Origin of the sequence: Serratia sp. S4 (genome assembly GCF_000347995.1) — a bacterium.
GTDB classification, from domain to species: domain Bacteria; phylum Pseudomonadota; class Gammaproteobacteria; order Enterobacterales; family Enterobacteriaceae; genus Serratia; species Serratia quinivorans.
Genome location: NZ_KB661120.1, coordinates 3,263,898 through 3,275,642, shown reverse-complemented (window position 1 = coordinate 3,275,642; position 11,745 = coordinate 3,263,898). Strand labels below are relative to the sequence as shown.

The following is an 11,745-nucleotide window of genomic DNA, read 5'->3' as shown; positions in this document are numbered from 1 at the left end:
TTCGGGCCTACGGGCAGGAGAATGCCGGTAACTGGAACGGATTACGGATACTGTTGGGAGTGAACTCCAGCGTTACGCGGTGGCCATCCAGGTTAAAGGTGGCCTGACGACCGAGGCTGCTGCTGCCGGCGGAAGTCTGCGCCATATCCACCAAACGGTTCAGCGCCCAGGGGCCGCTGGTGACCAGGCTGGCGGTGGAGCCGTTGGCCAGCGCCAGCTGCAGGTGCACCTGATTGGTATTACGGGTACCCGGCCAACTGATCACCAGAGGAACCTGCGGCCCGTGGCTGTATTTGAACAGTTGCCCGTCGATATCCAGCGTCAGGTTGAGGATGTCGTTATCCATCCGTACCGGTCGAACGGTCACGCGGTAAGACGGCGTGGCGGTGCCGTTGGCGAAGAAGGCGTCACGAATGCGTTGCGCCTGCTGGAATGAACGCAGGATGCCTTCGCCACCGGGCAGCGTTTTGCCGTCTACGCCGGGAGTGAAACGCCAGTTGGCACGGGTGGTGTCGACCTTGCCCTGCAAATTGTCACGGAAGAAGCTGTCCATCAGCCCGCTGTTCGGCGCAAACATGCGCGCCAAATCGTCTGGCGTCACTTCCTGACGTGCCCGGGCGACCAGAGGATAACGCCCGGCAATCGCCTGGCGGCAGAAGCTGCCGACTTCGACGCTGATGCGTTTCTTGACGTTTTCCATCTCTTTGCGTTGCGTGTCGCTGCTGGCACCAATCGCCAGCGACAGCAGCATCTGTTTGAACGGCACCGGTAAACGACCGGACTCGGCCTGCAAGCGCGGGATGATATCGCTGGGCGGTGCCGACATGCCGCTGTTGGCCGCGCCCTGAACCGCGGTCAGGTAGCTGTACAACTCATCAACCTGTTTCAGCACGCTGTCGAACGGGATCGCCTTGTTGCCTTCTCCCTGACTTTGCGCCAGCTCCAGTAATGCGGCGAAATGCGCCATCACCAGTTGTTCCGGCTGGGCAGAGACATCGCCGTCGGCGTTGGCCGGTCGATTGGTGAACAGGGCTTCCAGTTGGTGGTTGGCACTCTGGCTCAGCCTGTCTTCGGTTTTATCCAGCAGCGAACGGGAATCAGCAGTGCTTTTCTCGTCGCGCAGGGTGACATTTTTGCTGACGTTAACCAGCAGGTTACGCATCGGCGAAGGGTTGCCAGACAACAAGCGTGCGCTGCTGATGCGCTGACTCAGGTTTCCGATATTGGCCAACTGAATATCACCCAGCAGTTCATCCCAGGCGCTGATAAAGTCCTGCATGTACAGTTGGCGAATGGTTTTGATCAAATCGGCGTTTTTCTGATCCGGGGTTTTGCTGTTCAGTACCCAAACATCTTCCTGACGCAGGGTATCGGTCACCGGATCAATATTGTCGTTGAAGGTTTTCCAATAGCCCCGTGAGGTAAACAGACCTGGCACCCCGTCGGTCACCGGCTTGCCGCTTTTGCGCGAAAAGGCCAGTTCGGTCTGCGGGCCGGCCAGGTCAACCAAGCTGACCGGTTTAATCTCGGTTTGCTTAAGCAGCAGGCGTTTCAGACGGCCGTACACCCGCTGCGACAGGGGAGCACGGTTTAGCGCGGCCTGGGCCTGTTCCACCATAGGTTCATCTTTGGCGTAAGGCGAAGCCTGGATCTGCTCGTCGAGCAATTGGCTCAGATGCCATTCAATCTGCTGCAGCTGCTTCTGGGTGCTGCCCTGCGGCAGGTTGCGTTGCAGGTTGAGCATTACCCAGGCGCGCAGGAATTTGCCGTCATACTGTTTCGGCAGATACAGCATCTGGTAGGCCTTCAGCGCTTCGTAGCTAAAATCGGCATCGCCGTGGTTGTCGTTGCGCAGCGTCGTGGCGATCTGCTGTGCCACCTGTGGCAGCAGCAACTCCTTTAGCGTTTTCTGATACAGCGAGTCGCTGGCATCACTGACCTGATCGCCACGGTACAGCCCCATGCGATAGGTGAACGGGGGATCTTCCAGCGAAAAATTCTGACTGTCCGGCAAATGCAGCACGCTGTTGAGGAACGGCAGCAGCGAAAGCATATCGCCATTGCCCAACTGCGTCAGACCCAGTCCCTGGCGTTCTACGCCGGGTACCTTGGCGGCCACTTCAGCCAGATAAGCCTTGTTGTTGCTGTAGCTGGTGAACCAGAAAATCGCCAGGATCGCCAGGCAGGCCGCCAGCAGGATATAGCCCGCCCAATGCACAGCGCGGTTACGGTATTCCCACCAGCGGTTGCTGCCCGCCAACCCGGACTCCTGGAAAATCACCGATTCCAGCGTGTCTTTCAGGAAGAAGCTTTGCCCCTTGCCAGCCGGGATGGGTGCGGCCGGATCCACATGGTTCCAGGCCGGGTTGGCGTGTGGTTGGCTGTTCGCCGTTGGCAATTGCAGGTAACGGTTCAGTTCGCCCATCACCCGATCGAACGGCAGACCTTCCTGGGTGCCGCTGGTGAAGTAAATACCGCGCGGGGTGAAGCGGGTTTCAAAACTGGAGGTGGCAAACACCTGTTCCAGATACTGGCCCAGCAGCGGACGCAGGGCCGCGAATTCCTGCGGGAACAGGTAGCTTTCGGCCCGCTGGCGACCATCATGCTCAACCAGCAAGGTCTCAGGCAGCGCGGCATCCAGTCGCTGCTGCAGCAAAGCATACTGTTGTTCGAAGGTGGCATTCAGATTGAAATCTGGCTGACGCGATGCTTCATAGGGGAAGGTGAACCCCCAGATTTGCTCGCGCTGCGCTTTATCAAAGCCGTTGAAATAGGCCATAAAGCCATTTAGCAGGTCGGTCTTGGTGACCAACACATAAACCGGGAAATGGATCCCCAACTGTTCATGCAGCTCAATCAGGCGTTTACGCAGTGAGCTGGCCTGCGCGGCGCGGGCTTCGCTACTTTCGCTCAACAGGTCGGCGATGCTGATGGTCACCATCACGCCGTTGATCGGCTGACGGGTACGGTATTTTTTCAGCAGGCCGACGAAGCTTTTCCACTCGTCGGCGTCTTCCTCGCGCTGACTTTCCTGCGTGGTATAACGACCCGCGGTATCAAGCAGCACGGCGTCATTGGTGAACCACCAGTCGCAGTTACGGGTACCGCCCACACCGCGCAGGGCAGACTTGCCGAAGCGATCCGCCAGCGGAAAATGCAGGCCGGAGTTGACCAGCGCGGTGGTTTTACCGGCACCCGGCGCACCGATGATCACATACCACGGCAGCTGGTAGAGATATTGGCTGCTGAAGTGGGTCATCCAGCGGTGTTTGCTGTCCCCCTGACCCGGTGCGAAGCGGGCTTTCTTCAACAATTGCGCCGCTTCATCAAAGCGCTGGGCCAACTGCTCATCCTGTTTGGCTACCGGCTTGCCGTTTTCTGCCGGAACTTCTTCGGCGGCACGCAGGTTACTCAGCATGCGGCGGTTGAACCAGGCACTGTAGATGCGTGGAATAATGCGGCACAGGAACCAGATCAGATAGATAGCGCCGATGGTTAACTGACGGTTGAGTGCCGGCTCCAGCGGCCGATAATCGCCGATAGCCACCAACGGGCCGATCATCCAGATGATGAACGCCAGCGCGGTAATGCCGGCAAAGCCCCATAGCAGGCGGCTGGTGATGATGGAGAATAACGTACTGAGCATTACTTTCCGTTTCCTTGCGGCAAGCCGTTGATTTCCGCCTGGGTATTTTCTGGCGCAACCAACAGCGTAATTTCTACCCGGCGATTCAGCGCGCGGTTCACTTTGCTATTGTTCGGTGCGACCGGGTTACTTTCACCGCGGCCTTCCGCCTTCACCCGTTGCGGGTTGTCGAGGTGTTTCTGCAGTTGGGCGCTGACCGCGTCGGCGCGTGCCAGTGACAACTCCCAGTTGGAAGCGAAGCGTGCGCTGCGGATCGGCAGATTATCGCTGTAGCCGGTGACCAGGATCTTGCCGCTGACGCCGTTCATCGCCGCGGCAATGCGGTCAATGACCGGGATATAGTTGCCGCGCACCGTTGTCGCAGCGGAGTCAAACAGGCCATCCCCTTTCAGGATCACCACGCTCTGCTGAGCTTCGTCACGCACCACCACCAGACCTTCGGCGATTTCTTTGCGCAGGAAGCTTTTCAGGCTCAGCGTCGGTGGCGCCGCCGGTGCCGGATTACTGATGGCCACCTGTGGCAGGTTGGTCTGATAAATGGCTGCCAACACCGGACTGGTGCTATCGCCCAGCCGCCAGTTGAGGCCGATAAACAGCAATGACGCCAGAAAACCGGTCAGTGCTACGCAGGCCCACAATGGCACCAGAGGGCGCCACAATTTTTGCTGTACCGGCAGATCCAGTGCGTTGGGGGACAGCGGCGGGGCGTAACCGCCGCGTACCGAACGGATCAGTTGCAGCAGGCGTTGCTTCATGGTTTCCAACTGTGAGCGGCCGTTCTCCATCACTCGATAGCGGCCTTCGAACCCCAGCAGCAGGCAGAAGTTAATCAATTCCAGCAGTTGGATGTGTTCGCGTGGGCTTTGCGACAGCTTGGCCAGCAGTTGGAAGAACTTCTCTCCACCCCAGGTTTCGTTGTGGAAAGTCACTAACAGCCCGCTGCCGGACCAGACGCTGCTGCTGCCCCAGGGCGTTAGCGCGGCGGCTTCGTCCAGCGCGGTACACAGGCAATAACGTGCGCCGATAATCACTTCATACGGCAGGTTGGCGCGCTGACCCTGGAGTTCGAAGTGGCGAACTTTATCGATCAGTTGCTGGCGCAGCTGCGCCGGATTGGCGTGGGTGGCCGATTGGCGGATTTGCGAAATGGCGTTCAGCAAAGGGTTCGCGGCTTCTACCAACGGGTTGCCTGCCGGCGTCATGTTATTTTCCTGAGTCATAGGTTACCGGTCCGTATGGCTGCGAATCGCCCAGAATTCCATATCCAGACCCGGGAAGTCGCCGGCCAGGTGCAGAGCGAAGGCGCTGGATTTTTCCATCTGCTTCCACAGGTCACTGCCTTTTTCCAATTCGAAATAGGTATAACCCGCGTGATAGGGGATCTGGCGTGGTGCCGCCGGCATGGTGCGCAGCCCGATGCCTGGCAGTTGCAACTGCACCAGATCGCGAATACGCGTTACCGGGGCAATCTTCATTTGCGCCGGGAAGTGAGTCAGCAGCACTTCGGCGGCGACATCGGCACGTACCGCCAGCACGAAGCCGAAGTCGCGCATCATTTTGGTGTCTTGTACGGTGGCAATGTTCAGACCATGCGAGCGTTCGACCAGCGTCAGTTGGATGGCGTTGTCTTCCAGTACCACCGACAGCCCCTGGCGCAGCAACAGCATCAATTTGCCGAAACACAGCGCCAGGTTGTCATGGTCGTACACCGGCAGCCGGGCTTCCGGTGTGCGCTGCGCCGAGAAGCTGGCTAGCTCGGTGGCGAACTGCAGCCAGTCGGCGAACAGGCGTTCCGGGTGCAGGTGGTCGAGATGGTAAGCGTGGCTCACCTGGCCGAGATGGCGGTTAATCAGTTGCAGCAGCATGAAATCGACCATCTCGGAACTGCCGCCGCGCCCCGGTTGCAGCAGGCGCTGACTCATCTGCTGGCTACGCTGTTGCAGCAGGCCTTGCAGATCGTTGATAAAGGTTTTCAGCACCGGGCTTCCCTGACAGTTCAGCATCGGCGGAATTTGCACCTGATCGAGACGCAGGCTGGCGTCACCGCGTTTTTCCAGCACCCGGGTTACGCCGAGGGCCGTCCATTCGGCATTGAGTTCGCTTTCCAGCATCAGACGCAGACGCAGCTGACCAAACTGCAATGCCGCGCTGCCGACCGATACGGCGTTCAGGTCGTCGACTTCGTTTTCATAGGCCAGATAACGCGCCAGCGCGTCCGGTGCTTCCTGAAAAATCACGTCTTCACGGCCCGCGCGGTAGGTCGGCAACGCCAGAACCACGTTCTCGCCGGTCTTGTTTTCGGCAATGGCCAGCGGAGCAGGTGCCTGTTGGGCACCGGAAAAACGAAAGGGCGTGCCGTCCGGCATGATGCCACTGGCGGCGTTAAGCGCAATTTTGCCCTGACGCAGCAGGGTTTGATCCAAATCCAGCTGGAGGAAGCCCCAGAAATAGCCCTGGTGGGCCTGGCCCCAATTACGCATGTAGCTTTCGAGATAGTTTTCCGCCTGCTGGAAATGATGAGGGCGTAAAAACATCCCTTCAGTCCAGACGACCTTATGAGCATCTTTCATCGTCACACCTATGGTTACTTCGCTTGGGCACTGCGGCGGGTCAGTCGGGATCTTTCACGGTGCGCAGGCCATTAATGCCTGCCACGATGTGGGCTTCCAGCTCATCCGGCGAGAATTGCCACACCTTGTAGAAATTGGTCTCGGTGGGTTCCGGCAGCGGCAGTGAAATGCGCCAGGCTTTGCCATCGAGGTTCTGATATTCGGCGATGATGCCGATATAACGAGTTTCGAGCGTGCTTTGGCCGCCGAGTTTCTTCCCCCTTTGGCCCGGGGTCAGGAAGAACTGGTCGCTGTCCAGCAGGCTGGCACCGAGCACGCTTTTGGCGTCGCTCTGCAGGCTGAAGAAGTCAGCGTCCATAAATTCCGCATCGGAACGTAGCAGCAGTACCCGAATCTTTATCGGCGCCGGTCGTTGGCCTGCCGCGGCGTTCACCTGGCTGTCGGCATCGAAGACCAGGCTATAACGCGAGGGCACGCTCTTGGCAGAAGACATGCAGCCGTTGAGCACCAATGCGCCCAACAGCAGGAACACTATCCCGCACCAGCGGGAGGTGGTGGGTGTTGTTATCATGGTGAGTCTCGTCAACCAGGGGGAAACTACTGAAGGATCCAGGTGGCAGAACCGCTGTCTTTACAGGCTTTGCTGTCACCGCCGACTTTCACGCAGTCCTGCCGGGTAGCACGATTACGACGCGGTAAATCTTTACGCAGCGTCGATTTGTAGCGTGAAATCGGCACGCCGGCGTTGGCCTGGATGTAGCCCATCAGGTTTCCACCTTCGGCCTCGGTGATCGCCAGCCAATTGTTTTCGACTTCCCCCAGTGCATAAAACGCGGTGGCATTGTCCAGGCTGCCGACGGCGCTGCCGCTGTAACCCGGGCTACTCATGATGCTGGCCGCATACAGGCTGCGGTATTCCTTGCCGATGGGTTTGAACCGTTGCGGGGCCTTGATGGCTGCGCGGTGCTGAAGTTTTACGCCGTCCACTTCACTGCTGATCATGGCGTTGATATCGAGAGCCGGCGGCGGCGGTGGCGGGGTGGAACAACCGGCGAGCGTCAGGGCGACTAGCAGCGTTAGGGCAATCCGTGTTTTCACAATATCCTCTTTGATCTTTTTATGGGCAGAAATGACATGAAGGGCTGTGTAATAAAAACGTCTGTTTCAGGGGGCAAATAGCAATATCTCTGAACGACTGGGCGCGGTGTAGATGCCCAACGCAGTCGTGGAGTTTTGCAGATGGAGATTGGTTTTGAGAATGACGGGCTGAGGATGCCACTGTGTAAGCCGTAGCTCCTCGCTGGCGGGTTGCCGTAGTTCAGGCTCAGGGCGCAGACGCGGGGAAACCCCCATGTCGGTTAGCACCAAAATGGAGACATCCGGGTGATGTTGTTCCTGCCAATGGCAAGAACGATAAGGCACGCTTGGACGCAATGTTTTTATGAGTTTCATTGTGTGTGTCAGGCTTCCTGTAGATATCAGCGAACAGTTGGCTGTGTCGCTCAAAAACAATCCCGTTTTTCGGTTTAATAGATATCAGGCTACTTCACAATCTTGATGTTTTGGTTGCTTGTACGTCGTGGTTTTGTAGCGACGGTGGTCAGGTTTTCAAGACTCAAAAATTCCAGTGAATTTCCCCACCCGGAAGGTCCTTAAACCGCGGCTAAACAGGGTTGAGGGAATTGAGTAATGATAAGGTAATTCGTACTGTTACTGGCTTTAGGCATGGCTACCGCACGAGAGTTGACGCGCGATCCCGATAGCGTATCTGTCACGATTTGAGACATGGACTGACGAAAAACTTAACAAAGTTTACACATAAACAAAGATTCTGCAGTCTACAATAGCCCTGAAAATTTGCAAAATAACCTTCTGGATCAATGTTTAAATCGTTACCTCGCTCACGAATTGTTTTTAATCTATATAAAACATTGAGTTAAGATATATTTGTTGCTGGTGTGGCTTTTAATGGTTCATTGGTAATACCATGAAATAATTATGTAACACTTAAGCCAATGTACTTAAATAACAACTATTTTTTAACGAAAAAAAAGTGACAGGCTGTTTTATGTGCTTACCATTTGCAGGGTAAAGATGATCACATATATAAATAAGCGGAATGTAATTTAGGAGGATTCCTATTTGTCTGGGCGCGAAGCCACTCGCGCTGGGGCGCTTGGCTTGGTTGTTAAAACAGCAGAGTGGATGATTAACGGTGAAAAGAAGGAAGATTTAGCTGGCTGAGAGTGTCGCATAACCATGCCAGCGCAGGATCGCGTTTAACCTGTCGGCCGGCGACACATTCGATAGGGAAGGCAGACATAGCCAATTCACTGGGGAGCGGCAGGAACTGAATTCGTGAAGGATCGGCAAATTGCCGGGCAACGCTGGTGGCAAGGGTGGCTATCAGATCGCTACCCGCCACCACGGCAGGCAGCGCGATAATATGTGAAAACGTCGCGGCGACCCGCCGCGCCAGCCCCATTTCAGTCAACCTCTGATCGATGAGCCCGCGTGCCGAACCGTCGTCCGACGGCGTATAAAGCGCATGGGGCAGGCTAATGTATTGCTGCAAACTCCAGCTTTCGGCCGCTAGCTGTGGGTGATGTCGGCTGGCGATACAGGTGAAACTCTCGTTAAATAACGGCTGCACCAGCATGCCTTCCGGCACTTCAATATGCCCACCCAGGGCCACATCTATCTCTCCACGTTCAAGCTGTTGCACCACCGTACGCCGATCCAGCCGTGATACGCGGATATCAATACCGGGTGCAGCCTGACGCAGCCGACTGATGATGGTGGGTAACAGTGTGATATCCGCATAATCACCGGCTGCGAACCTGAATCGGCGCTGGCTGGCCGTTGCCGGATCAAAACGGGTTGGCGGCGTTAATGCCTGATGGATCTGTTCCAACACCGGTTGTATCTGCAGCATCAGTTGGTGAGCTCGGGCGGTGGGCAGCATGCCGCCGCCGCTGCGGACGAACAAGGGATCGCCAAACAGGGTACGCAGTCGGGACAGTGCATTACTTACCGAGGGTTGAGCGCGGTTCAGGCGTTGGCCGGCGACGGTGACATTGCGCGTTTGGTACACCGCCTCAAACACCACCAGAAGATTAAGATCGACGTTGGATAAATTCATATTATGAATACTCTATATACAGATAATCCATTTCCAGAATCATACCGCGTTGTTTAGGCTGAGAGCACGCTGATTCAATAACAACATAGGTGTGGCGATGGACAGGGTATTAGTGACGGGTATAGAGCCGTTTGACGGCGACGCGATTAATCCTTCATGGCAGGTCGCGCAAGCTCTGGCCGGGGAACAGGTGGCGGGTGCGGAGGTGGTGGTACGTCAATTGGCGTGCGTGCTGGGTTTGTCCAACCAGCAGCTCATTGCCGCGATTGAAGAGTTGCGCCCAAAGGTGGTTATCTGCCTGGGGCTGGCGGGGGGGCGCGGAGAAATCTCCATTGAGCGGGTGGCCATCAACCTGATCGATGCCCGTATTCCTGATAATGCCAGTAAACAACCGATAGATATTCCGGTGGTGGAGGGCGGCCCGGTGGGATATTTTTCCACGCTGCCGGTGAAGGCGATTGTGCATAATCTACGTCAGTCAGGCATTCCCGCGGCGGTTTCGCACACGGCGGGGACCTACAACTGCAACCAGCTTTTTTACGCACTGAGTCACCATATCGCCAGCCATAATCTGGCGATCAAGGGCGGTTTTATCCATATTCCCTACAGCCATGAGCTGGCGGTCAATCATCCGGGAAAACCAAGTATGGCGTTAGCGACGATGGTCGCGGCGGTGCGCAGTATTGTGCATACCGCGCTGACGGTGGGGGAAGATTTAACTGTCACCGGAGGGGCGCTGCATTGAGGGCCGGTAAAGTGTTCAGTGTTTCATGGTAGGGGCCTGCGCCCGCTAGCCTAATCAATGGGGTAAATCGGGTCGAACTCATTTTCGACCCGTAGCGGTTTTAGCGTTATTCGTCGCCGACGCGGATCACCAGCTTGCCGAAGTTCTTGCCTTGCAGCAGGCCGATAAACGCCTGTGGCGCATTCTCCAGTCCGCTGACCAGATCTTCGCGGAATTTGATTTTCCCTTGCTCGACCCACTCGCCCATTTGCTGCAGGAATTCGCCAAAGCCTTCTGCATAGTCATCAAAAATAATGAAGCCCTGCATGCGGATGCGTTTACGTAGAATCAGCCCCTGCAGCATTGGCAGGCGATCCGGGCCGGCAGGCAAGTCGGTGGCGTTGTAGTGGGCGATAATGCCGCACACCGGAATACGCGCCTGGGTATTGAGCAGCGGGATCACCGCATCAAACACCGCACCGCCGACGTTCTCGTAGTAAATGTCGATACCTTGCGGGCAGGCTGCGGCCAGCTGCTCGGCAAAATCAGGCGCCCGGTGATCGACACAGGCATCGAAGCCCAGCTCTTCTACCACATAGCGGCATTTCTCTTTACCGCCGGCCACGCCGACCACGCGGCAACCCTTCAGTTTGGCGACCTGTCCGACGACCGATCCGACGGCGCCGCTGGCGGCAGCAACGACCAGGGTTTCACCGGGTTTCGGCTGACCAATATCCAACAGGCCCATATAGGCGGTGAAGCCCGGCATGCCCAGGACGCCGAGCAGGCGGGAAGGGTGTTTCTGGTCCGGACCGAGATTACGCAAGCCACTGCCGTCAGATAAAGCATAATCCTGCCAGCCGTCATAGCCTAACACCCAGTCACCGGGTTTGAAGTCGGGATGCTGTGACGTAACAACACGCGATACCGTGCCGCCAACCATCACTTCACCGATCTCTACCGGTGGCGCGTAAGAAGGGGCATCGCTCATCCGGCCGCGCATGTAGGGATCCAGTGACAGATAGACGGTACGTAACAGTACCTGGCCAGCAGCGGGTTGCGGCGTCGCCACTTTTTCCAGGCGGAAATTGTCTGCGGTAGGCTCACCATGCGGGCGTGAGGCAAGTAAAAAACGGCGGTTGTGTTGCATAGACTGGGACATCAGACATTCCTTATGCGGATGGAATCACAAGTCTAGTCAATCATTGACCAGAGGAAATAGCCGAATGTGCTCAGCGTTAAAGAGGAATGATCAGTACGTCGATATGGCTGGTATTGATAAAGCGTGCTGCAGAGCAGGAAACCTTGTTCATCATGCTGTCGCTATGATTGCCGCAAACCACCAGATCATAGGTCTGTCGATGGCTGGCGTAGTTGAGGCTGTCACCCAACTCGCCGTGGACGATTAACGTATCAGCTATTGGATAATCGGCCCGCAGGCGTAATTCTTCCATAAACAGCAGCGTTTCTTCCTCCATCAAGGCACGCAGATCGCCTAACATCGGCCCAGCGAAGTTATTGTACATTTCTGGATTGGCGATCATGCTCAGCAGGGTTATTTTGCCGTTGTAGGGGCGCACGATGGAGACGGCTTTTTCAACCAGGCGATGGCTGTCTGCCGCTACGGCGACGGTAACCAAAACGTTTTGATATCCCATCTTCC

General features: G+C 56.6%; 10 protein-coding genes. 1 reads left to right on the top strand and 9 read right to left on the bottom strand.

Annotated elements, in window-relative coordinates; translation table 11 throughout:
- Positions 1 to 7: 7 nt before the first annotated feature.
- The 7 genes from tssM to SERS4_RS0116030 all read right to left on the bottom strand — a co-directional run bounded on the left by tssM (position 8) and on the right by SERS4_RS0116030 (position 9,358).
- Complete coding sequence (tssM, locus tag SERS4_RS0116055; RefSeq protein ID WP_017893251.1) at positions 8 to 3,646, bottom strand: type VI secretion system membrane subunit TssM; 3,639 nt, start codon at positions 3,644 to 3,646, stop codon at positions 8 to 10.
- The gene (locus SERS4_RS0116050; RefSeq protein WP_017893250.1) at positions 3,646 to 4,848 is read right to left on the bottom strand and encodes a DotU family type VI secretion system protein; all 1,203 of its coding nucleotides are present in this window, start codon (positions 4,846 to 4,848) and stop codon (positions 3,646 to 3,648) included. Before SERS4_RS0116050 ends, tssM begins: the two co-directional genes overlap by 1 nt.
- A gap of 21 nt (positions 4,849 to 4,869) precedes the next feature.
- On the bottom strand, positions 4,870 to 6,216 hold the full coding sequence (tssK, locus tag SERS4_RS0116045) for a type VI secretion system baseplate subunit TssK (protein WP_026142431.1): 1,347 nt from the start codon (positions 6,214 to 6,216) through the stop codon (positions 4,870 to 4,872).
- A 40-nt stretch (positions 6,217 to 6,256) separates the two neighbouring features.
- Entirely contained in the window at positions 6,257 to 6,787 is a 531-nt protein-coding gene (tssJ, locus tag SERS4_RS0116040) for a type VI secretion system lipoprotein TssJ (protein WP_051071213.1), read from the bottom strand.
- A 26-nt stretch (positions 6,788 to 6,813) separates the two neighbouring features.
- Positions 6,814 to 7,314: a hypothetical protein gene (locus tag SERS4_RS0116035; RefSeq protein ID WP_017893247.1), complete on the bottom strand. Its 501-nt coding sequence runs from the start codon at positions 7,312 to 7,314 to the stop codon at positions 6,814 to 6,816.
- Between the two features lie 66 nt (positions 7,315 to 7,380).
- Positions 7,381 to 7,668 carry a hypothetical protein gene (locus tag SERS4_RS27020; RefSeq protein ID WP_156816655.1) on the bottom strand — a complete coding sequence of 96 codons (288 nt, stop codon included), beginning with the start codon at positions 7,666 to 7,668 and terminating at the stop codon, positions 7,381 to 7,383.
- A gap of 757 nt (positions 7,669 to 8,425) precedes the next feature.
- Complete coding sequence (locus SERS4_RS0116030) at positions 8,426 to 9,358, bottom strand: LysR family transcriptional regulator (RefSeq protein ID WP_017893246.1); 933 nt, start codon at positions 9,356 to 9,358, stop codon at positions 8,426 to 8,428.
- Positions 9,359 to 9,455: 97 nt separating this feature from the next.
- Here SERS4_RS0116030 and pcp point away from each other — a divergent pair, with 97 nt between their 5' ends.
- Positions 9,456 to 10,103, top strand: coding sequence for a pyroglutamyl-peptidase I (gene pcp, locus SERS4_RS0116025; RefSeq protein ID WP_026142429.1), 648 nt, complete (start codon positions 9,456 to 9,458; stop codon positions 10,101 to 10,103).
- Positions 10,104 to 10,209: 106 nt separating this feature from the next.
- Here the strand turns inward: pcp and SERS4_RS0116020 are convergent, their stop codons facing one another.
- Together SERS4_RS0116020 and uspC are read right to left on the bottom strand one after the other, a co-directional pair.
- The gene (locus tag SERS4_RS0116020; RefSeq protein ID WP_017893244.1) at positions 10,210 to 11,244 is read right to left on the bottom strand and encodes an NADP-dependent oxidoreductase; all 1,035 of its coding nucleotides are present in this window, start codon (positions 11,242 to 11,244) and stop codon (positions 10,210 to 10,212) included.
- 76 nt (positions 11,245 to 11,320) lie between these two features.
- Positions 11,321 to 11,740 carry a universal stress protein UspC gene (gene uspC, locus SERS4_RS0116015; RefSeq protein ID WP_012145713.1) on the bottom strand — a complete coding sequence of 140 codons (420 nt, stop codon included), beginning with the start codon at positions 11,738 to 11,740 and terminating at the stop codon, positions 11,321 to 11,323.
- Positions 11,741 to 11,745 lie beyond the last annotated feature (5 nt).